We start from the raw sequence: 21,388 nt of genomic DNA on the forward strand, positions 1-21,388 counted from the left end.
CGGCTCGCGGGTGAACGTCAGCGGATGGCCTGCAGCCGGGGCCGCGGTTGCGGTATCCGACGGTCGGCGAGCGCGTTGGCGTCGGCGAGCAACTCGGACAGCTGAAGTGGGTAGACCGTCTCGCCGGCGGCGGCCAGCTCGGCGATGTCGGCGGCAGTGCACCAACGCGCGGCGTGGATGTAACGGCGCTCCAACTCGGTTCGGCCGGCGATGGTCGGCTCGAACCGGCGGGTGCGGTAGACAAAGAAAAACTCCTGGCTGTCGATCACCGCACCGTTGAAGTCAAATACCGCGTCGCGCCGCCAGATCGGTCCGATCATGTCGTCGGCGTCGACCCGCAGTCCGGTCTCTTCGGCAAGCTCACGGGCTGCGGCCTGCGCGAGCTGCTCGCCGGGGCGCACCTGACCCCCGACGGTGAACCACCAGCGCGGCGCGCTGCCATCGGTGACGGCCGGATCCGATCCGCACAGCAGCAGCACCGCGCCGTCGTCGTCAAGTAACACCACCCGGGCCGACGTGCGCTGACTGGACACGCCGTAGGCGGCGTGACCTACCGGATGCGAACGCTCGGCGATTTCGAAATACGTTGGCAGCGAAGCAGTTCCACCCAGCCGCAGCAGCCGCACCATGGGGCGTTCCCGCAACGCCAACGTGTCGCGGACCGCGTCGTTGTGGAATCGGCGGGCCAACAGCACCCGCGCTTCCGCGTCGGCGAGCTCGGCGACCAGCGCGGAGGGCAGGGCCGCGGGATCGACCATCGCCAAAGCGGCCGAAAGCTCGTTTTCGCAGGCCTCGCGCGCATGCCGGGGTGCACGCTCGGCGGCGTCGGCCAGCGCGGCCAACCGCTTGCCTTCGGCGCCACCCCCATAGGCGTCGACCGCAATGGCCCGGGCCACCACGGCGCGCCGGGCCAATGCCCCGTCCAGGGCCTGCCAGGACAGGTCGTAGCGCACATGTAGCCGGTCGAGCCGGTTGGCGGTCTGATACACCCACGCCGCGAACAGCACCAGCACCACGACCAGCACGGCGATGGCCACCACGCCCCAGACCATCAGCTGGCCACCTGCACCTTGGCGCCCGACCCAGCGACCGTCTCGTAGACCCGCATGATCTGGCTGGCCACCACCGACCAGTCGTATCGCCGTACCGCCTCGGCACCGGCCGCGATATAGCGTTCCCGCAAGACGTCATTGCTCAGCACGTTGACCAGGGCGGCTCCCAGCGCCGCCGGATCGTCGACAGGCACCAGGCAGCCGGCTTCACCGTCGCGCAGCACCCGCCGAAACGCATGCAGCTCGCTGGCCACTACCGCGGTGCCGGCGGCCATCGCCTCGACCAACACGATGCCGAAACTTTCGCCGCCGGTGTTCGGTGCACAGTACACGTCGGCGCTCCGCAGCGCCGACGCCTTGCCGGCATCGTCGACCTGACCCAGAAAACGCAGGTGGTCCACCAATTCGCCTGCCTGGCTGCGCAATTCGTCTTCGTCGCCGCGGCCGACCACCAGCAGCTGCACATCGCCGAAGTGCTGCACCACGCTCGGCAGCGCGCCGAGCAGCACGCTCATGCCTTTGCGCGGCTCGTCATAGCGGCCCAAAAACAGCACCGTCTTGCCGGCCCGCGGATATCCGGGCAGCCGCGGAGCCGACGCAAAAGCGGCCACGTCGACGCCGTTGGGAATCTCCACCGCGTCCGAACCCAGCGCTTCCATCTGCCAGCGCCGCGCCAGATCGGACACCGCGATGCGGCCGACGATCTTTTCATGCATGGGCCGCAGGATGCCCTGGAAAACCGAGAGGGTCAGCGATTTGGTGGTCGACGTGTGAAAGGTTGCCACGATCGGGCCCTCGGCCACGTTCAACGCCAGCATCGACAGGCTGGGCGCGTTCGGCTCATGCAGATGCAAGACGTCGAAGGCGCCGTCGGCCAGCCAGCGCTTGACCCTGCGGTGCGTCGCCGGGCCGAACCGCAGCCGGGCCACCGACCCGTTGTAGGGAATGGGCACCGCCCGGCCACCGGAGACCACATACTCCGGCAGGCAGACCTGTGGCGACGACGGCGCCAGCACGCTGACCACATGCCCGCGCGCGCGCATCACCTCAGCCAGCTGCAACACGTGCGACTGCACCCCGCCGGGCACGTCGAACGAGTACGGGCACACCATGCCGATCCGCATCAGGGCGCCCCCAAGTCGGCCCGACGCTTCTCGGACAGGTCGGCTAACCACTGCGGCTGCAGCATGTGCCAGTCGGCGGGGTGCGCGGCGATGTTGTGCGCGAACCGGTCGGCCAGCGCCTGGGTGATGACGCCGACGTCCCCGCCTGTGCAATCCAGCGCCGGATAGATCTCGAAGCCCCAACCGTCTTTCTCGTACCAGCAGTGCACCGGGAGCAGGGCCGCCCCGGTTTCCAGCGCGAGCTTGGCCGGGCCCGCCGGCATGCGGGTGGGCTCGCCGAAGAAATCCACCTGCACGCCGGTTCTGGTGAGGTCGCGCTCGGCCATCAGACAGACCACCCGGTTGTCGGCCAGCCGCTCGCAGAGCAACTCGAATGGCGGGCGCCGACCACCGGACAACGGCAGCACCTCGAAGCCGAGGCTCTCGCGGTAGTCGATGAAACGCCGGTAGAGCGACTCGGGTTTGAGCCGCTCGGCGACGGTGGTGAACCGGCCGTGGGTTTGCGCCAGCCACACTCCGGCCATATCCCAGTTCCCGCTGTGCGGCAGGGCCAGGATTGCTCCCCGGCCGGCTGCCAGCGCCGCGGCCAGGTGCTCCTTCCCGGCGACCAGGTCGTGGAGCTGACGGGCCAGCGCCCGGTGGTCCATCGTCGGCAATCGAAACACCTCCCGCCAGTAGCGGGCGTAGGAGGCCAGCGAGGCACGCATCAGCGTACCGGGCACGTCGCACGGGGGCACGCCGACGACCCGGGCCAAATTCTTGCGCAGCTGCTCTGGTCCGCCGTTGCGGGCCGCAAACAGCGCCCCGGCGTCGAACACGTTGCGGGCAGCGAATTCCGGCATGGCGCGCACCAGCAGCCAGCCCGCCGCATATCCCCAGTCCGTCACCACGCCGCCAAGCGGGAAGCGGCTCACCCCAGGCACTTTCAGACGCCCCGGCAGCGAGATCACGGCTGGCTCTTCTCCGGCTTCCCCCGCTCGTCCGAAGCGCGCATGGGATCGGCGGCCCCGGGCGAGTGCCGCACGGTGTGCAACCGCTGGGCGCAGGTGACCATGCTGGCCACCGCCAGCAACCACATCGCCACATGCAGCGCCCAGGGCAGCCGAAACACCGGCAGATCCGATAGCCCGGCGCCGACCAGCGCGATGATCAGCCGCTCCGGCCGTTCGATGAAGCCCCCGTCACCGCGCAGTCCGCTGGCCTCAGCGCGGGCCTTGATGTAGGAGATCACCTGCGAGGTCACCAGGCAGATCATCGTCGCCACCACCAGCGGCGCGCTGTGCAGGCCGAACGCCGCCCACCACAACAACCCGCAGAACACGGCGCCGTCACTGATGCGGTCGCAGGTGGCGTCCAGCACCGCCCCGAAGCGGCTGCCGCCGCCGCTCTCGCGCGCCATCGCCCCGTCCAGTGTGTCGAACATGACGAAGAACCAGATCACGAACGTGCCCGCGAACAGCCGGCCGGTCGGAAACAGTGTCAGCGCGGCCAGCACCGCAGCCGCGGTGCCGATGATGGTGACGCTGTCCGCGGTGAATCCGGTCCGCAATAAGCCTCGCGCCAGCGGCGTGGTGACTCGTGCGACGCCCTCACGGGACAAAAACTTGCTCACGGTTGTTTCGCCCACTCGGTGGCCAGCAGCCGGCGAGTGTCGCGCAGCAGCTGTGGGATGACCTTGGAGTCGCCGATGATGGTGATGAAATTCGCGTCGCCGCCCCAGCGCGGAACCACGTGCACGTGCAGGTGCTCCGCCAGCGAACCGCCCGCCGAGGTTCCCAGGTTCAGGCCCACGTTGAAACCGTGCGGCCGCGACACCGCCTTGATGACACGAATCGCCTTCTGGGTGAAAGCCATTAATTCGGCGCTTTCCTGTTCGGTGAGGTCCTCGAGTTCGGACACCCGCCGATACGGCACGATCATCAGGTGCCCCGGGTTGTACGGGTACAAGTTCAGCACCGCGTAGACCAGCTTGCCGCGCGCGACCACCAGTCCGTCCTCGTCGGGAAGCTGTGGGATGTCGGTGAACAGCTGCGCGGGGTCGGAGTTCGCCCGCCGCGCGGGCGCCTCGGCCAGGTAGCTCATCCGGTACGGCGTCCACAACCGCTGCAGGTGGTCGGCCTCACCGACGCCCCGGTCGATCAGCGTCGCCGCCTCCTCGCGCTCGCGGTCGTCGTCGTCAGCCACGACTGCTCACTTTCACCAAATCAGCTGTGGGAGCGGCGTTCTCGCGTTCACTAATCCATTTCACAATTGCCCCGACGGCCTCGTCGCGGGGCACGCCGTTGATCTGGGTGCGGTCGCCGAACCGGAAACTCACCGCGCCTGCCGCCATATCGCGGTCGCCGGCCAGCAGCATAAACGGCACCTTGTGGTTGGTGTGGTGCACGATCTTCTTGGCCATCCGGTCGTCGCTGGCGTCGACTTCGGCCCGCACTCCGTACGACTTCAGTTGCGCAGCAACATCCTTTAGGTACGGCACGTGATCGTCGGCCACCGGAATGCCGACCACCTGGACCGGCGCCAGCCATGCCGGGAAGGCGCCCGCGTAGTGCTCGGTGAGGATGCCGAAGAACCGTTCGATCGAGCCGAACAGCGCGCGGTGGATCATCACCGGTCGCTGCCGGGTGCCGTCGTCAGCGGTGAACTCCAGCTCGAAACGCTCCGGAAAGTTGAAGTCCAGCTGAATGGTCGACATCTGCCAGCTGCGGCCCAGAGCGTCGCGGGCCTGCACCGAGATTTTCGGACCGTAGAACGCCGCCCCGCCCGGGTCTGGCACCAGCTCCAGACCGGATTGCCGGGCCACCTCGGCCAGTGTGGCGGTCGCCTCGTCCCAGATCTTCTCGGAGCCGACGAACTTCTCCGGGTCCTTCGTCGACAGCTCGAGGTAGAAGTCTTCCAGCCCGTAGTCGCCGAGCAGGTCGAGCACGAACCGCAGCAGCGACGCCAACTCCTCGGGCAGCTGCTCACGGGTGCAAAAGATGTGCGCGTCGTCCATGGTGAACCCGCGTGCCCTGGTCAACCCGTGCACAACCCCGGACTTCTCGTAGCGATACACGGTGCCGAATTCAAAGAGCCGCAACGGAAGTTCGCGATAGGACCGTCCACGTGACCGGTAGATCAGGCAGTGCATCGGGCAGTTCATCGGCTTCAGGTAGTAGTCCTGCCCGGGCTTGCGCACAGTGCCGTCCTCGTTGTGTTCGGCGTCGAGGTGCATGGGCGGGAACATGGCCTCGGCATACCAGTCCAGGTGACCGGAGGTGTGGAACAGCTGCGCCTTGGTGATATGCGGGGTGGTAACGAACTCGTAGCCGGCCTCGAGGTGCTTGCGCCGTGAATAGTCCTCCAGCTCCCGACGTATGATGCCGCCCTTGGGATGGAAAACCGGTAGGCCGGAACCGATTTCGTCGGGAAAGCTGAACAGGTCCAGCTCGGCGCCGAGCTTGCGGTGGTCGCGTCGCGAGGCTTCCTCGAGCAGCTGCAGATGGCGCTCGAGCGCTTCCTGCGATTCCCAGGCCGTGCCGTAGATGCGTTGCAGGCTGGGGTTGTTCTGGTCGCCGCGCCAGTAGGCGGCCGAGGTACGGGTGAGCTTGAACGCGGGAATGTGTCGCGTGGTGGGAATATGCGGACCGCGGCACAGATCGCTCCAAACCCGTTCCCGGGTACGGGGATTGAGGTTGTCATAAGCAGTCAGCTCGTCGCCGCCTACTTCCATCACGGCCGGGTCGCCGGACTTGTCGTCGACGAGCTCCACTTTGTACGGCTCGTCAGCCAGTTCAGCGCGGGCTTGTTCTTTGGATTCGTAGACGCGCCGCGAGAACAGCTGGCCCTCCTTGACGATCTGGCGCATCCGCTTCTCCAGCGCCTCGAGGTGCTCCGGGGTGAACGGCTCCGGCACGTCGAAGTCGTAGTAGAAGCCGTCGGTGATCGGTGGGCCGATGCCGAGCTTGGCTTGCGGGAACAGGTCTTGCACGGCTTGGGCCAGCACATGCGCGCATGAGTGCCGGATGACGCTGCGCCCGTCCTCGGTGTTGGCCGCGACCGGGACGACGTCGGCATCTCGTTCCGGCGCCCAGCTCAAATCGCGCAGCTTGCCGTCGGGGTCGCGCACGACCACGACGGCATCGGGCGCGCCGCGGCTGGGCAACCCCGCGGCCTGCACCGCGGCGGCTGCGGTGGTTCCGGCCGGAACCCGAATCGGCGATCGCAACTCCGGCGCAGCCGGGCGCAGCGGATCGCCGCCATCGGCTCCGGAGGCAGGTTGTGCGGGCGCGCTCACGGCGTGGTCTCCCGAGGTGTCAAAGGTTGTCGCACCGTAGCGACCATGCTATCGGGGCGGCCGCCCAGGACGGCTTCGCCTCATGGCTGACAGGGCTTGAGCAGGACGAACAATCCTTGCGCTTCGGTCAGCAGGGTCTCGCCGTCGCAAAGGCTGCCGGACACAAAGATCTTGCGGCCGTCGACGCGGTCGACGCCCGCGTCGACCTGCAGCTGCTTGTCGATCGGCACGATGCTGCGGTAATCGAGGTGCAGGTAGGCGGTGCGCTGATACGGGCCGCCGGTGAGCACCGCCGACGTCATGCCGAGCACCGAATCGAACAGTAGCCCCAGCGCCCCGCCGTGCACCGCGCCGTTGCGGCCCAAGTGGAATCGGCGGAAACGGGCCCAGCCGCGCAGCCGGCCGTCGTCAGTTTTGCTCATCGACATCGGCACGGCGAGGATGTTGCCGCGGTTCGGCAGATCCATCCGCCGGCCTGACGGCGAGGACCACTCGTCGGTGTCGAACGGGGCCAGCAGGTCGGAGACCTTCTCGATGAGATCCGCCGCCTCGCTGATCACCTCGTCGGGCGCGTCGACGTCGCGGGCGTGATCTTGCAGGGTTCGCACGGCTTCGATGAACCGCCCGTAGTCGGGTCCACCCTTGGTGGTCGGTTCGGGCGGATTGAATCCGCCGCCGGGATGTCGGGCCACCAGGACACCGTACGAGTGGCACCTAGGCGTTCTGCTCGCCGATGGCACCTAAAAACTCGACCTCCTGCTCGGACAGCCTGATCTCGGCGGCCGCGACGTTCTCCTCCAGGTGCGCCACCCTCGAGGTGCCCGGAATCGGCAGCATCACCGGCGAGCGGTTGAGCAGCCAGGCCAGCGCCATCTGCGCCGGTGTCGCGTCATGCTCGGCGGCCATCCGCGCCAGCGGACCATCCGGCGCGGCCAGCGGCCCGGCGGCCAGTGGGAACCACGGGATGAATCCGATTCCCTGGTCGGCACACGCATCTACGACCGGTTCGGCGGACCGGTTGGTCAGGTTGTACAGGTTCTGCACCGACACGATCGGCGTGATCTGCTGGGCGGCCGTGAGCTGATCGACGGAGACTTCCGACAAGCCGACGTGGCGAATCTTGCCTTCCTGCTGGAGCTTGGCAAGCTCGCCGACCTGGTCCTCCAGCGGGAACTTGTCGTCAACGCGGTGCAGTTGGAACAGGTCGATGGTCTCCACGCCGAGTCGGCGCAGGCTCATCTCGCATTGCTGGCGCAGGTAACTCGGGTAGCCCAGCGGAATCCAGATGTCCGGGCCGGTGCGCAGCAGCCCGGCCTTGGTGGCGATCACCACATCCCGATACGGATGTAGCGCCTGGGCAATGATCTCTTCGGAGATGTACGGGCCGTAGGAGTCGGCGGTGTCGATGAAGTTGACGCCGAGGTCCACCGCGCGACGCAACACGCGGACGGCTTCATCACGGTCGGCGGGTGGACCCCACACGCCGGGCCCGGTGAGGCGCATCGCGCCGAACCCGAGCCGGTTGACGGTCAACTCACCGCCCAACGTCAATGTGCCGGCTGCCGCCGCTGGCCTTTTCGAGGTTTGGGTACTCACCCCGACGACCGTACGCCTTGCCCGAGCAGCCCTGCGGGGCATGGCAAGCTAAGCCCGTGGACTTGCACGCGTTGACGAGCCTGCCGTTCACCTATCCCGAGGTGGGCGCGACCGCGGGTGCGATCCCGGTGGGATACGACCACATCGGCTACGTCAGCCAGATCGGCGCCGGTCAACAGCGATTCGAGCAGGCCGCCGACGCGGTCATGCACTGGGGCATGCAGCGCGGAGCCGGACTGCGGGTGCACGCCAGCAGCGACGTGGTCACCGTCGGCGCGGTGGTCGTCGTCACGCTCGGTTTCCTGCGCGCACCGTGCCGGGTCGTGTACCTGATCGACGAACCCAACCTGCGCGGTTTCGCGTACGGCACCCTGCCCGGCCACCCCGAGGCCGGCGAAGAGCGGTTCGCGGTGCGCTACGACCCGCTCACCGCCGCCGTGTTCGCGGAGGTGTCATCGTTTTCCCGGCCGGCGACGTGGTGGAGCCGGGCCGGCCGACCCTTGCTGGCGGTGGGCCAGCGCGTCATCGCCAGACGCTACCTGCGCGCGGTGTGACGGGCCGGCCGACCGCGGCGTTATGTTGCGGTCCGCGCGGTGTGGGCGCGATGCACACCGTCAGCCAGCCGGGCCAGTGCGACGGCGGAGACCAGCAGACCGAAGTCGCGCAGCGCAATGTCGTAATAGCCCGACAGGGTCAGCAGGTTGACGATGATGCCTGCCAGCCACGCCGCCACCACCCACGCGCCGATGCGCGGCGCGATCGCGACGAGCACGCCCGCGGCGATTTCGACGACGCCGACGACGTACATGCACTGGTCGGCGTTGCCCGGGACGATGCCGTCGATCCAGCCGGCCAGGTATTTGCTCCAGTGGTCCGGGTGGGTGAGCAGGTTGACGAACTTGTCCAGCCCGAACAGGATCGGCGCGACCGTGAAGAGCGTGCGCAGCAGCGCGTATGCCTGAAACGACGGGTCCTTGAGCTGGCCGCCGGCAACGGTGCCGGAAGCGGCGGCGCGATCGGTGCTCATGGGTGGCGTCCTCCTTCTAACAGATCGTAAATTGAACGTTAGAACGCCCGGGAATGTAGCGTCAAGACTTTTATCTGTTAGAAATGGTTATGCAGTCCTGGTGGGACGCGTTGCAGCGTGATGCCGCCGGAATCGGCGCGCTCGCCGATCCGGTGCGCCACCGGCTGTATGAATTCGTGTGCTCGCAGCCGGAACCGGTGAGCCGTGACCAGGCGGCCGACGCGACCGGCATCGCACGGCACCAGGCGAAGTTCCACCTCGACCGGCTGGAGGCCGAGGGGCTGCTGGAAAGCGCCTACGCGCGCGTGACGGGGCGCTCAGGGCCCGGCGCGGGGCGCACGTCAAAGTTGTATCGGCGGGCCGACCGGCAGCTAGCGGTCAGCCTTCCCCCGCGCGAGTACGAGCTGGCGGGCCGCTTGATGGCCAGGGCCATCGTGGAATCGGCGACCAGCGGCGCGCCCGTCGTCGCCGTGCTCAACCAGACCGCCCGTGACCACGGCCGCGCCGTCGGCGTCGCCGCCGTCGCCGCTAGTCGGCGGCCGCCGCGTGATCCGCAGTCAGCCCTCGAGCTGGCCGTCGCGGTGCTCCGCCAGCACGGTTACGAGCCCCGGCCCGAGGACGGCGAGGTGTATCTGGCCAACTGCCCGTTCCATGCGCTGGCGCAGGAGCAACGGGAGCTTGCCTGCACGATGAACCACGCGATGATCAGCGGCATCGCCGACGCGATGCGACCGTACCGCCCGCACGCCCGGCTGGATCCGCGACCACCGAACTGTTGTGTCGTGCTTGCGGCCGCCCGCAGGTCATGAGCCCCACGCCCCAGGCAGGGGTTCGGCGCCGATGCACGCTGCCCCATCCCCCCGCCAAAGCCGCCCGCGGCCACGGCGTCGACAACACCGTTTCGCCGCTACCCCGCAGCGGACAGGCTCTTGAAGACGGTCAGCATGATCACCGAATCCTCGATGGCCTGCAGGGAGTGCCGCTGCGGCGGGATCACGACGTAGTCGCCGGTCTTGCCGTCCCAGGAATCGGCGCCGGCGCTGAGGTGCACATGGCCGTGCAGCACCTGCAGCGACGCCTGGCCTGGGCTGTCGTGCTCACCCAGTTCGCGTCCGGCAAGCAGCGCCATCACGGTTTGGCGCAGTTCGTGGTTGTGCCCGCCGTGAAGCGTATGAGCGGCGCGCCCGCTGTTGGTCTGCCGCGCCTCGGCCAGCTTTTGCGCGGCCAGGTCGGTCAGCGAAATGGATTCCATGATGTCCTTCGGTCGAGAGGTCGGTCGTCTGGGCTTCAGCTGGATAGTAGAAGACCGCCCGCCGTCGCCAGGGCGATCACCTTGAGCGCCTCCAGGCCGACATAGGCGTAGTGACCGCGGGAGCGCGGGGCGTTAAGACCGGCCAGCACCTTGTCCGATCGCCGGTTCAAAAAGGGCCGCACCGCACCCAGTTGCGCGGCCAGTGTCGTCCACGCGATCAGGTACGCCACCAAAACGGGCGATGGCGGCCGGCTTGTCATGGCCGCGGCCAGGATGACGATGGCGAAGACCACTTCGACCGCGTTGAGCGCGCGAAAGACCAGCCGGCCGATGCCGAGCCCGATCTGCGTCGTGACGTTGGGCGCCCGGAACTTCAGCGGCGCCTCCAGAAACGAGATGGCCAGCACCATGCCCAGCCAGACGAAAGTGGCACCGACCGCGACCGCCGGCCCGGCGCTCACGTGGTTGCCTCCCGCGGACCGAGGTGTGCCACACACAGGTCGGGTTCGACGAAGGCATCCAGGCGGTCGACGGTGACCGGCGCTTGGATGATGTCCATCGCTCCTCGCATGATCCCGAGGTGAATCGGGCAAACCACACTGCTGCGAGTTTCGGCGAGTTCGAGAAACGGGCAGTGCCGCAGGCCGATCTGATGCTCGCCGGCGGACCCGCGGCGCTCGGGGGCGAACCCGAGGTCGTCGAGCAGTCCGACGAGGTGATCGATCGATTCCTCGGTTCGCATTCCGCCGGCCGGACCGGACACCAGCCGCTGCCCCCACGCCCGGCCCGCCGCGAGCGCCTTGCCACTGGGATCCCGCTCGTCGGCGAAGCCCAGGGTGAGGATCTCGGCCAGCAGCTGGTAGCGGCGGGCCCCGCCGCGGTCCATCTGCCGGATGGCGCGAAACATCAGCGGAGGCCGGCCCGGGCGCCGGTGATCGGGCGTGACACGTTCGACTCGGCCGTCACGGACCAGGCCGTCCAGATGAAAGCGCACGGTGTTGGGATGCACGTCAAGGTGCTCGGCGATCGCGGCGATGCTCATCGGAGCGGTCGCCGCCTTCAACACCTGCAGTACGGCGCGCCGGCGATCGGCGTCGTGGGCCGGCCTGGCGATATTGCTCACCGTGACTCCGAGCCTTCTGCTCTGGGCAGGCTAGCCACCAGCGGGGTGTCGACACCCAGCGGGCCTACCTTGGCGGCTCCACCGGGTGAGCCGAGCGGCTCGTCGCGGCCCGGCAGGACTTCGCTGAAGAACGCCGCATTGTCCGCCAGGTATGGCTGCAGGTCCTCAGGCAGGTCGTCCTCGTAGTAGATCGCCTCGACCGGACACACCGGTTCGCAGGCTCCGCAGTCCACACACTCGTCGGGATGGATGTAGAGCGCCCGCCCGCCCTCGTAGATGCAGTCCACCGGGCACTCGTCGACGCAGGAGCGATCCATCACATCGACACACGGCTTCCCGATCACGTACGTCATGCCACGGAGTTTACACAAACTAGTTTGTGAAAACTAGGAAGGCTAGGTTATCCTTTGTTGAAACCCAGGAAGGCAACCGATTTCATGGCCGACACCGAACTTGACGTCCGGCAGCTGCGTAAGCCGGACAAGCACCCGACTATCTTCGCCACCTACGCCGCCCTGGCGGTCGGCGAGTCCTTCGTGCTGGTCAACAACCACGATCCCAAGCACTTGCACGAGGAGTTCGAAGCCGATCACGCAGGCAGCTACGGCTGGGAGTACCTCGAGAAGGGCCCTGCGGTCTGGCGTATCCGGATCACCAAGCTCACCTCTACCCCACTACCCCGGATCCTGGTGAATACCGCCGAGGTCACCGCTATCGAGCCGGACGTGCGCGGTGCGGTGTGGAAGCTGGAAGTCGGCGAGCGCGACCTGGACTCGAACATCATCGCGCTGGCGCCCGGTGGCGGGATCGACGCCCACGCCGGAGCCGACGTCGACGTCCTGATTCACGTGCTGGCCGGCAGCGGGCAGGTCACCACCGAGCAGGGCGAGATCGAACTGGCTCCAGGCGCGCTGCTGTGGTTGCCAAGGCGGTCCCGACGCCAGTTCAGCGCCGGGCCGGATGGGCTGCGTTATCTGACCGTGCACAAGAAGCGGGAGATCCTTCCGCTGACACCCACTGTGCGGCAGGTTGTTTGATGGCCGACATCCGGCGCACGACGCTGCCGAAAGCCGACCGCGGCGACGACGCGGTGGCGGGCCACTGGCTGTTGGCCCGCATGGGCAAGCGGGTGCTCCGCCCGGGGGGTGTGGAGCTCACCCGCGAGCTGTTGGATTGCGCCGAGGTGACCGACGCCGATGTGCTTGAGTTGGCACCGGGGTTGGGCCACACGGCAATTGAAATTCTCGCGCGATGCCCGTGCTCGTATCTCGCCGCCGAGCAAGACCCTGATGCGGCCATGCTGGTTCGCGACATCGTCACCGGACGCGGCGACGTCCGGGTGGCCGACGCCAGCAATACGGGGTTGTCCGATGCCAGCACCGACCTCGTCGTCGGTGAGGCGATGCTGACCATGCAGGGCGAGGCGACCAAGCACGCAATCGTCGCCGAGGCGGCCCGTCTGCTGCGGCCGGGCGGGCGCTACGCGATCCACGAACTCGCGCTGACGCCCGACACCATCAGCGATGACATCAAAACCGACGTCCGGCAATCCTTGGCCCGCGCCATCAAAGTCAACGCCCGCCCGCTGACCGTCGCCGAATGGCGCCAACTGCTCGCTGAGCACGGGCTTGTCGTCGACCACGTCGCGACGGCGCCGATGGCGCTGTTGCAGCCTCGGCGCTTGGTCGCCGACGAAGGACTGCATGGAGCACTGCGGTTCGCCATCAACGTGCTCACCCATCCCGACGCCCGCCGGCGCATACTTCAGATGCGACGGACCTTTCGAAGGCACCGCAACCAGTTGACCGCCGTCGCGATCGTCGCCCGCAAGCCTCAGCACTGACGGCTTCCGATCACCGGATCCAAGCACCGACCATTGCGTCGAGTTCTTGTGTGTCATGGCCGTTCAGTCGGCGGTGCATAGCCCAGGCGATCCTGGCGGCCTGAACTTTGGCGCGGTCGGCCATCGGTCCGTTGTACAACTCATCGACGGTGTGGTTCCAGGTGGTCAGCCAGCGGACGAAATGACGGCCGGACAACGGTGTTCGGCGGTGGACGTGTCGGTGCGCGTCCAGTGCGCTGCCCCGGTAAAGCCCGGCACGAAACAACACCGTCTCCCAAAAGTCACACATCCTCGGAATGTGCGAGTCCAGACCGTAGGTTCGCACGTCGGTGAACGGCTCGGCGAGAAGGTCGTCGACCAGGACCCGGTTGTAGAAGCGGCGCAACAACTTTTCTACATCGGCACGGTCCGCCAAATCCGCGCGGTCCAGGTCGGGCGACGCCTCGAGCTCAGCCATCGGCGATCACGCTGGCGACACACAGTTCGGGTTCGACGAACGGTTCGAGTTCGGCATGCGATGTCAGCCGTGGTCGTGCCGCTTTCCCTTCGGCGGATACCGAATTGGTGAGCAGCCCCTGCAGCAACCCCAGGTGTACCGCGCATCCAACCTCCGGGTGCGCTCGGGCCAGCTCCCGTACCGGGCAGCCATGCAGCCGAATAGCTCGCTGCTGTTTACCGGTCACCGCTTCTGTCGGCGGGGCCAGCTCGGGGGCGAATCCCATCCGCTGGAAGACCTCCGTGATCATCGTCGCCTGGCGATCAAGGTCCGCAGACGTCCCGGCGGGCTCGGGTACACTCGGTGTCGCAACACGTTCGCGCGGTGAACCCGTAGTGATCCGATCGGCCCACCGCCGCCCGGCCCGCTCGGCGCGCCGTCGACGCGTTTCCACAGTGTCCCCCAAGCCGAGCGCCAGCATTTCGGCGAAGCTCTGATAGTCCAGGTGTTCCCGCACTGGCGCGTAACCGGTGCGCGGCCGGCCGACACCGGTCCGCTTAATCCGGGTCCGCGCGATGAGTCCCTGATCGCACAATGCGTCCAGGTGAAACCGCACGGTAGTCACGTGCAGCCCCAACCGGGCCGCTAACTCGGCCGCGTCTACTGGCCTTCGGTATTCACCGACCAGCTGGCGCACCCGGTCGCGTTGCTGCGGCAGGTGTCGCCGCCGTCGGCCTTGGCGGCTGGGCTGGACCGTCATTTCGAGTATCCCCTTGTCGACCTACCGCTTGTGATGTTTAACGGATATTATTCCTCAATATTAGACGTTGCCGCAGCAGGAGGCGAACAGGTGGTTGTCACCCCGGCGCAACTTGAAGCCCGTCGGCCGTTTCCGGCACGGCTGGGCCCAAAGGGCAACCTGGTCTACAGACTGATCAGCACTACTGATCACAAGATGATCGGCATCATGTACTGCGTCGCCTGCTTCGTCTTTTTTTTCATCGGCGGCCTGCTGGCCCTGTTGATGCGCACCGAATTAGCTGCGCCGGGTTTGCAGTTCCTGTCCAACGAGCAGTACAACCAGCTGTTCACCATGCACGGCACGATCATGCTGCTGTTTTACGCGACCCCGATCGTGTTCGGGTTCGCCAACCTGGTGCTGCCGCTGCAGATCGGCGCGCCTGATGTGGCGTTTCCGCGGCTGAACGCCCTTTCCTTCTGGCTGTTCGTGTTCGGCGCCACCATCGGGATGGCCGGGTTTATCACACCCGGTGGGGCCGCCGACTTCGGCTGGACCGCCTACACCCCGCTGTCTGACGCCATCCACAATCCGGGTGCTGGCGCCGACCTGTGGATTACGGGTCTGATCGTCGCAGGGCTGGGCACCATCCTGGGCGCGGTCAACATGATCACCACCGTCGTGTGCATGCGCGCCCCGGGCATGACGATGTTCCGGATGCCGATCTTCACCTGGAACATCCTGATCACGTCCATCATGGTGCTGATCGTTTTCCCGCTGCTGACCGCGGCGCTGTTCGGGCTGGCCGCCGACCGCCACCTGGGTGCTCACATCTACGACCCGGCCAATGGCGGAGTTTTGTTGTGGCAGCACCTGTTCTGGTTCTTCGGCCACCCCGAGGTCTACATCGTTGCGCTACCGTTCTTCGGCATCGTCAGCGAGATCTTCCCGGTGTTTTCCCGCAAGCCCATCTTCGGCTACACCACCCTGGTCTACGCGACGATGACCATCGCCGGACTCTCAACTGCGGTGTGGGCACATCACATGTTCGCTACCGGAGCCGTATTGTTGCCGTTCTTCAGTTTCATGTCCTATCTGATCGCGGTGCCCACCGGGATCAAGTTCTTCAACTGGATCGGCACCATGTGGAAGGGTCAGCTGACGTTTGAGACCCCGATGCTGTTCGCGATCGGCTTTGCGGTGACCTTCCTGCTGGGCGGCCTGTCTGGTGTGCTGCTGGCCAGCCCACCGCTGGACTTCCACGTCACCGACACCTATTTCGTGGTCGCACACTTCCATTACGTGCTGTTTGGCACCATCGTGTTTTCCACCTTCGCCGGAATCTATTTCTGGTTTCCGAAGATGACAGGTCGGCTGCTGGATGAGCGGCTCGGCAAGCTGCACTTCTGGTTGACGCTGGTCGGTTTTCACACCACGTTTTTGGTGCAGCACTGGCTCGGCGATATGGGCATGCCGCGACGCTACGCCGACTATCTGCCTACCGACGGTTTCCAACCGCTGAATGTCGTCTCTACGATCGGGGCGTTCATTCTGGGCGCGTCAATGCTTCCGTTCGTGTGGAACGTATTTCGCAGCTGGCGCTATGGCGAACCGGTCACCGTCGACGACCCGTGGGGCTACGGCAACTCGCTGGAGTGGGCGACCAGCTGCCCGCCGCCACGGCACAACTTCTACGAGCTGCCCCGAATCCGCTCGGAGCGCCCAGCGTTCGAGCTGCACTACCCGCACATGGTGGAACGACTGCGCGCCGAGGCACACGTCGGCCGTAAAGAAGCGCAACCGATTTCGGCACCGTCGTGACCGACAATAGTTGCACCGCAGTGGCGGCCTGCGCAGAAGAGACGATGTCCACGGGGTCATCAGCGTGACCGTGGATGCCGAGGTCGGCGAGACACGCCGCCTGCCCGCAGACTGCGCCGTGCCGGTGATTCGACGGGATCTGTTGAGCGTCGAAGAAGGTGCGCCTGAAGGCGAAGGGAGCCTGTATGAACAGCCAGAGGAGCCAACCGAACGACGGGGTCACCATCCGGCACCCCCGGGTGGTGCAGCGGGTGGGCGATGCGCTGATCGGACCCCTGCAACGACTGTTCGAACAGATGAATCCCGCACCAGGGGCCTTCACGGAAAAGGACATTTCGCCCTACTTCTGGCACAACGGCCGCCTACCGGACAGCGTCGAATACAAAGAGCTGGAGAAGAACGGCTTCCGCGACTGGCGGCTGCGCATCTACGGTCTGGTCGAAAACCCGACAGAGTTCTCACTTGACGAGTTGAAGGCACTGCCCTACCACGAGCAGATCACCCAGCATATGTGCATCCAGGGCTGGTCAGGTGTAGCCAAATGGGGCGGGGTCTCGATGCAGACGATCCTGGACATCGTCAAACCGCTGCCGGAAGCCAAATGGGTGGCGTTCTACTCGATGGGCCTGGGCGGCACCGGCGGCATCTACTACAACGTGCACCCCATAAAACAGATGAGCCACCACCTGACCATGCTGGCCTACAACATGAACGACGAACCTTTGACCTACGGCCACGGGGCACCGTTGCGGCTGCGCAACGAACTCCAGCATGGCTTCAAACAGGTGAAGTGGATCAAAGGGATCGAGTTCCTCGCTCACTATTCTGAAATCGGCAGCGGTCACGGCGGCTACAGCGAAGACCACAAGTATTTCGGACGCCACCAGACCATCTAGGGCGGTGCTGTTTTAGTCGCTGACTTTCGGCGTGCCTGAGCGGATTTCGCGTAGGTGGTCGACGAGGATCTGATGTGTGGCTTTGGGACGGGAGGATCGGCAGGGCCGGTTCGATGACGTGATGCTGCTGGTGGGTGATCAGCTGCCGGCGGGCAGTATTTACCGGCTGTTGGCCGAGCACGGCGGTGCACTGTTTGACGATGACTATTTCGCTGATCTGTTCAAGCGCTCGGCGCTGGGTCGACCGACGGTGCCGGCGCGGGTGATGGCCACAGTGATGCTGCTGCAGGCCTATGAGGGATTGTCGGATCGGGAGGCGTGTGACCGGTTGGCCTTTGATCTGCGCTGGAAAGCGGCCGCCGGGTTGACGGTGGACGCCGAGGCTTTTCATCCCACGGTGCTGGTCGGCATGCGCAACCGGCTACGCGCATCGGATCGGCCACGGCGGTTGTTCGAGGACGTGAACACCACCGCGCGAGCGGCGGGGTTGTTGCGGGGACGACGCCGGGTGCTGGATTCGACGCCGCTGTTGGATGCGGTGGCCACCCAGGACACGGTGATCCAGCTGCGGGCCGCGATCCGCAAACTGCTGACCGTGGCTGATCGGGCCGATCCGGAAGTGGCCGGTGCGGTGCGCACCGTGCTGACCCGCGACGATGACTACGCCAGCCTGGGCAAACCACCGTGTGACTGGGATGACCCCAAAGCGCGTGAAGCCTTGGTCGATGCGCTGGTGCGCGACGCCAACGCCGCACTGGAGGCCCTCGATGGCCGCAAGCTCGATGGGGCACTCAGTGAGGCGGTCGAGTTGTTGGCGCTGGTGGCCGGCCAAGACGTCGAAGCCGGCGACGACGGAATCTTCCGCATTGCCCGGCGAGTGGCCAAAGACCGGATGATCTCCACCGTCGATACCGAAGCCCGCCATGGGCATAAGTCGCGGGCGCGGACCTTCGATGGCTACAAGTCCCATCTGGGTATCGACCCCGACGACGAGCTGATCACCGGGGTGGCCATCACCGCGGCCAACGCCGCCGACCGTGAGGTCATCGATGAGCTGTTGGGCAACCCCGCCACCGACATCAGAAGTGCTGCACCCGCCACCGCCCCCGACACCGACAGCAGCACCGATGCCGCCACCGATGCCGATGCCGATGCCGATGCCGATGAAACGATCACCGATCACGGCGAGCATGTGCACAACGAGTCGGAGCCGAACGTCTTTGAGGTGTATGGCGATTCGGCTTACGCCGATGGGGCCACCCTGGATGAGCAGACCGGGCGGGGTCATGACATGCGCGCCAAGGTGCCCCCGGTGCGCAACGCCAACGGCTATTCCAAAGACCGGTTCGGTATCGACCTGGCCGCCGGCACCGTGACCTGCCCGGCCGAGCACACCGTGGCGATCAGCACCGGCCGACGTCAGCAGGTCGCTCGCTTCGGTGCGTTCTGTGGGTCCTGCCCACTGCAGGCGGAGTGCACCAAAGCCCGTCGCGGGCGGGTGATCACCATCCATGCCCATGAAGCCGCCCTGCAGCACGCCAAGGCCCGCCAACGCGATCCGGCCTGGCAGGCCGATTACCGAACGTATCGGCCGGTCGTGGAACGCAAGATCAGTCACTTCACCCGCCGCCCCTGGGGTGGTCGCAAGGCGCGGTGCCGCGGCCAAAAACGCATCCTGACCGACATCCTGGCCCGAGCAGGAGCGATCAACCTCGCCCGGTTGGCCACCTTGGGCTTGCACCCACACGCCGGGGGTTGGGCCATCGCCTGATCCGGGACCACCGGGCCACCCGGCCGCACGGCTACCCCGATCAGATCAGCCAGCGAAAGCCATCACAGCCGTCGAAATCTCGATACCGCCAAATCCCCGCCCCACGGGGGTCACTACATCAGCGCCGTCCTAGGCCAGCCGAAAGCATTGGAGACACATGTGCCAAACGGTTGAACTCGGCCGGGAGGTGACGACACGCGCCGTTTACCATAGGCTCTCCGGGGTCTCGGACGATTCGATGGTTTCAACCGACATCATCCCGAGCTGTTATCCGGTGCCGAACCCGCCACGGTATTCCGGCTCATCGCCGAGAAGGCGCTCGAGCTGACCGGCGCCGCAGCCGTCATAGTGGTTGTTCCCGTCGACGAGGACACCCCCGCTGCGGATGTTGCGGAGTTGGTCGAAAGAGTCGGTGACACAGTGACTTCCAGCATCGAGCAGACCATCCCGGTGGCAGGCACAGCGGTCGGAGATGCCTTCGCGACGCGCACCGCGAGGCGGGTCGACCGGATCGAGCTGGAAGGTGTCGACAGTGCCGGGCCTGCGCTCATCCTGCCGCTGCGGGCCGCTGACACCGTCGCGGGTGTCGTTGTCGTGGCGCGCCACAACGGGTCGCGCCCATTCAGCGACGAACAACTCGACATAATGGCCGCCTTCGCCGATCAGGCCACGCTGGCCTGGCAGTTGGCCACCACACAGCGCCGGATGCGCGAGCTCGACGTGCTGACCGAACGGGACCGGATTGCTCGGGACCTTCACGACCACGTCATCCAGCGGCTATTCGCTGTTGGTCTAGGCCTGCAGGGCACCATCCCGCGGGCCCGCTATCTCGACGTGCGACAACGACTCTCCCAGGCGGTGGATGATCTGCAGGCGGTCATCTCAGAAATCCGGACCGCCATCTTCGACTTACACGGCGAATCGCCTGGAATCACCCCGCTGCGGCAACGGCTCACCGACGCGGTCAGCCAGTTCGCCGACTCCGGGTTATACACCACCGTGCAATACATCGGCCCGCTGTCGGTGGTCGACGGCATACTGGCCGATCACGCCGAAGCCGTTGTGCGGGAAGCGGTCAGCAATGCCGTTCGACATGCGCACGCCACCACCTTGACCGTGCGGGTGAAGGTGGAAGACGAGCTGTGTATCGAGGTGATCGACAACGGCTGCGGGATGCCCGAGAACATTACCGCTAGTGGCCTGACAAACTTGCGTCGGCGAGCGGAGCAGGCCAGCGGTGCTTTCACGCTCGAAGCCCACCGGGCGGCGGTACCCTGCTGCGATGGTCGGTGCCACTGGTAGCACCAGCTGACAGTGCGCCAGAGTAACGGGTAACGCTACACCCGATACCAAACTTTGCTCATGCAAAGATTTTTGCCTCACTCTCGATCGACCACTCAACAACGTCGGAGAGCTGGCGGCGCGGTGTCGGTGGCAACGGATCGGCGTTGACCAGCGCCCAGCCCACCCGAAGCAGCATCTGGGGATAACCGCTGGTGCCGAACACGTCGGAGCGGACCGCTTCGCGCGTCTCGGCAATCTCCAGTGGCTCGGTGACCGGGCAACTGGCCAGTCCCATCGCCGTCGCGGTAAGCAGCACCGCGCTGGTGGCTTCGCCGGCGCGCAGCCAGGCCAGCCGGTCATCGGTCTCGGTGCCGAGCACCAGAATCACGGCGCTGTCCTCAGCTGGTGAGGCGCCCAGCGGCTGCGCCAGGGCCGGACCGGCGAAGATGCGGCCAGGTATCGGCGCAGCGCAGTCGTGCTCCGGGATATTGCGGGCGGGAATGCCGGCCACCGAGCCGTATCGCCCACTCCACCTGGTGATCTCGGCGAGGTACTCGTAATTCATTGCATGGCTCCGAACGGCACGCGCCACAATCTGATTCAGCGTGTCTACGGCGTCGACCCGACGCAGCAGGATCCCCATGCGGGCGGCCCGGGCGGTCATTTGAGCGATATCACCCGCCGCGACCGGCCAGGAACTATAGTGTCGCCGGTCGGTTCGCCGCTGCGGGATCGCCGCAGCCAGCATGACGTCGGCCTGATCGGCATTAGCGGGGTCTACCGCGATGGTTGCCAAATGGTTGGTGTTGGCGGGGTTGGGCAGACGATGCACTCTGGCCCGCCAGCCCATCGCTGCCAGCGCGATCACACAGTGGTTCAGCGCCGCACCGCAACTCAGGATCAGATCCCGGCCGCTTGGATCGGTGTAGGGTAGCTGCAGGCTCGGCTCGACGTACAAATGCAGTGCATCGTCGCCTACCCGCCAGCGCCATGGTTGCGAGTTGTAAATGGATGGTGCCCGGCTGGCCAACGCGAGAACCGTGCGAATTACCTTCGCATCTGGGAAGTAAGCCTTCATCGGCTCCGCTGCCTTCCTCCATAGCACACCTGCTGACTCCTCCACCGTCCCGCGCCCTAGTCACCCCGAC

General features: G+C 66.3%; 22 protein-coding genes and 2 pseudogenes. 8 read left to right on the forward strand and 16 right to left on the reverse strand.

All coding sequences use genetic code 11. The features are described 5' to 3' along the window. Window positions 1-17 precede the first annotated feature (17 nt). From MHEC_RS15115 to MHEC_RS15150, 8 genes are all read right to left on the reverse strand, one after another. The gene (locus MHEC_RS15115) at window positions 18-1,052 is read right to left on the reverse strand and encodes an NUDIX hydrolase (protein ID WP_048892204.1); all 1,035 of its coding nucleotides are present in this window, start codon (window positions 1,050-1,052) and stop codon (window positions 18-20) included. Beyond that, window positions 1,052-2,176: a glycosyltransferase family 4 protein gene (locus tag MHEC_RS15120; protein WP_048892205.1), complete on the reverse strand. Its 1,125-nt coding sequence runs from the start codon at window positions 2,174-2,176 to the stop codon at window positions 1,052-1,054. Before MHEC_RS15120 ends, MHEC_RS15115 begins: the two co-directional genes overlap by 1 nt. Further along, the gene (locus MHEC_RS15125) at window positions 2,176-3,126 is read right to left on the reverse strand and encodes a phosphatidylinositol mannoside acyltransferase (RefSeq protein ID WP_048892206.1); all 951 of its coding nucleotides are present in this window, start codon (window positions 3,124-3,126) and stop codon (window positions 2,176-2,178) included. Before MHEC_RS15125 ends, MHEC_RS15120 begins: the two co-directional genes overlap by 1 nt. Further along, the gene (gene pgsA / locus MHEC_RS15130) at window positions 3,123-3,788 is read right to left on the reverse strand and encodes a phosphatidylinositol phosphate synthase (protein WP_048892207.1); all 666 of its coding nucleotides are present in this window, start codon (window positions 3,786-3,788) and stop codon (window positions 3,123-3,125) included. The genes MHEC_RS15125 and pgsA overlap by 4 nt, the downstream gene beginning before the upstream one ends. Beyond that, window positions 3,785-4,360 carry an ATP adenylyltransferase gene (locus MHEC_RS15135; RefSeq protein WP_048892208.1) on the reverse strand — a complete coding sequence of 192 codons (576 nt, stop codon included), beginning with the start codon at window positions 4,358-4,360 and terminating at the stop codon, window positions 3,785-3,787. The genes pgsA and MHEC_RS15135 overlap by 4 nt, the downstream gene beginning before the upstream one ends. Next, window positions 4,353-6,452 (reverse strand): threonine--tRNA ligase, encoded by a 2,100-nt coding sequence (thrS, locus tag MHEC_RS15140; protein ID WP_048892209.1) that lies wholly within the window; start codon window positions 6,450-6,452, stop codon window positions 4,353-4,355. Before thrS ends, MHEC_RS15135 begins: the two co-directional genes overlap by 8 nt. An 80-nt stretch (window positions 6,453-6,532) precedes the next feature. Then, complete coding sequence (locus MHEC_RS15145) at window positions 6,533-7,147, reverse strand: PaaI family thioesterase (RefSeq protein WP_048892234.1); 615 nt, start codon at window positions 7,145-7,147, stop codon at window positions 6,533-6,535. A 19-nt stretch (window positions 7,148-7,166) separates the two neighbouring features. Then, entirely contained in the window at window positions 7,167-8,048 is an 882-nt protein-coding gene (locus MHEC_RS15150) for an aldo/keto reductase (protein ID WP_048892210.1), read from the reverse strand. A 56-nt stretch (window positions 8,049-8,104) separates the two neighbouring features. On the opposite strand from MHEC_RS15150, the gene MHEC_RS15155 reads away from it, so the two are divergent. Further along, entirely contained in the window at window positions 8,105-8,602 is a 498-nt protein-coding gene (locus tag MHEC_RS15155) for a DUF1990 domain-containing protein (protein WP_048892211.1), read from the forward strand. Window positions 8,603-8,622: 20 nt separating this feature from the next. Here MHEC_RS15155 and MHEC_RS15160 read toward each other — a convergent pair whose 3' ends face one another. Beyond that, window positions 8,623-9,075: a DoxX family membrane protein gene (locus MHEC_RS15160; RefSeq protein ID WP_048892212.1), complete on the reverse strand. Its 453-nt coding sequence runs from the start codon at window positions 9,073-9,075 to the stop codon at window positions 8,623-8,625. Window positions 9,076-9,158: 83 nt separating this feature from the next. Between MHEC_RS15160 and MHEC_RS15165 the strand changes: the two genes are divergently transcribed. Further along, window positions 9,159-9,884 carry a helix-turn-helix transcriptional regulator gene (locus MHEC_RS15165; protein WP_099869224.1) on the forward strand — a complete coding sequence of 242 codons (726 nt, stop codon included), beginning with the start codon at window positions 9,159-9,161 and terminating at the stop codon, window positions 9,882-9,884. A gap of 98 nt (window positions 9,885-9,982) precedes the next feature. On the opposite strand, the gene MHEC_RS15170 is transcribed toward MHEC_RS15165, so the two are convergent. Genes MHEC_RS15170 through fdxA form a run of 4 tightly spaced genes read right to left on the reverse strand, consistent with a single transcriptional unit; the run spans window position 9,983 to window position 11,803 of the window. Continuing rightward, window positions 9,983-10,327, reverse strand: a complete 345-nt coding sequence (locus MHEC_RS15170; RefSeq protein WP_048892214.1) for a cupin domain-containing protein — start codon at window positions 10,325-10,327, stop codon at window positions 9,983-9,985. Between the two features lie 35 nt (window positions 10,328-10,362). Continuing rightward, a complete protein-coding gene (locus MHEC_RS15175) occupies window positions 10,363-10,788 on the reverse strand; it encodes a hypothetical protein (protein ID WP_048892215.1) in 426 nt (141 codons plus the stop codon). Next, on the reverse strand, window positions 10,785-11,450 hold the full coding sequence (locus MHEC_RS15180) for a helix-turn-helix transcriptional regulator (protein WP_048892216.1): 666 nt from the start codon (window positions 11,448-11,450) through the stop codon (window positions 10,785-10,787). The genes MHEC_RS15175 and MHEC_RS15180 overlap by 4 nt, the downstream gene beginning before the upstream one ends. After that, window positions 11,447-11,803 (reverse strand): ferredoxin, encoded by a 357-nt coding sequence (gene fdxA, locus MHEC_RS15185; protein WP_048892217.1) that lies wholly within the window; start codon window positions 11,801-11,803, stop codon window positions 11,447-11,449. Before fdxA ends, MHEC_RS15180 begins: the two co-directional genes overlap by 4 nt. An 84-nt stretch (window positions 11,804-11,887) precedes the next feature. Between fdxA and MHEC_RS15190 the strand changes: the two genes are divergently transcribed. Continuing rightward, window positions 11,888-12,487, forward strand: coding sequence for a DUF2249 domain-containing protein (locus MHEC_RS15190; RefSeq protein ID WP_048892218.1), 600 nt, complete (start codon window positions 11,888-11,890; stop codon window positions 12,485-12,487). Next, entirely contained in the window at window positions 12,487-13,293 is an 807-nt protein-coding gene (locus tag MHEC_RS15195) for a class I SAM-dependent methyltransferase (protein WP_048892219.1), read from the forward strand. The genes MHEC_RS15190 and MHEC_RS15195 overlap by 1 nt, the downstream gene beginning before the upstream one ends. A 10-nt stretch (window positions 13,294-13,303) precedes the next feature. Here the strand turns inward: MHEC_RS15195 and MHEC_RS15200 are convergent, their stop codons facing one another. Both MHEC_RS15200 and MHEC_RS15205 read right to left on the reverse strand, forming a co-directional pair. Further along, entirely contained in the window at window positions 13,304-13,750 is a 447-nt protein-coding gene (locus MHEC_RS15200; protein ID WP_048892220.1) for a group III truncated hemoglobin, read from the reverse strand. Further along, entirely contained in the window at window positions 13,743-14,489 is a 747-nt protein-coding gene (locus MHEC_RS15205) for a helix-turn-helix transcriptional regulator (RefSeq protein WP_048892221.1), read from the reverse strand. Before MHEC_RS15205 ends, MHEC_RS15200 begins: the two co-directional genes overlap by 8 nt. A 90-nt stretch (window positions 14,490-14,579) precedes the next feature. Here MHEC_RS15205 and ctaD point away from each other — a divergent pair, with 90 nt between their 5' ends. From ctaD to MHEC_RS15225, 4 genes and pseudogenes are all read left to right on the forward strand, one after another. Next, the gene (ctaD, locus tag MHEC_RS15210) at window positions 14,580-16,289 is read left to right on the forward strand and encodes an aa3-type cytochrome oxidase subunit I (RefSeq protein WP_048892235.1); all 1,710 of its coding nucleotides are present in this window, start codon (window positions 14,580-14,582) and stop codon (window positions 16,287-16,289) included. Window positions 16,290-16,510: 221 nt separating this feature from the next. Then, a pseudogene (locus MHEC_RS15215) lies at window positions 16,511-17,185 on the forward strand (molybdopterin-dependent oxidoreductase); the annotation flags it as partial. A gap of 76 nt (window positions 17,186-17,261) precedes the next feature. Further along, the gene (locus MHEC_RS15220; RefSeq protein ID WP_201399509.1) at window positions 17,262-18,956 is read left to right on the forward strand and encodes a transposase; all 1,695 of its coding nucleotides are present in this window, start codon (window positions 17,262-17,264) and stop codon (window positions 18,954-18,956) included. Between the two features lie 261 nt (window positions 18,957-19,217). After that, window positions 19,218-20,284: pseudogene (locus MHEC_RS15225) on the forward strand (GAF domain-containing sensor histidine kinase); the annotation flags it as partial. Window positions 20,285-20,316: 32 nt separating this feature from the next. Here the strand turns inward: MHEC_RS15225 and MHEC_RS15230 are convergent. Next, complete coding sequence (locus MHEC_RS15230) at window positions 20,317-21,318, reverse strand: Acg family FMN-binding oxidoreductase (protein WP_048892977.1); 1,002 nt, start codon at window positions 21,316-21,318, stop codon at window positions 20,317-20,319. Window positions 21,319-21,388 lie beyond the last annotated feature (70 nt).

This window comes from Mycobacterium heckeshornense, assembly GCF_016592155.1.
Taxonomy (GTDB): domain Bacteria; phylum Actinomycetota; class Actinomycetes; order Mycobacteriales; family Mycobacteriaceae; genus Mycobacterium; species Mycobacterium heckeshornense.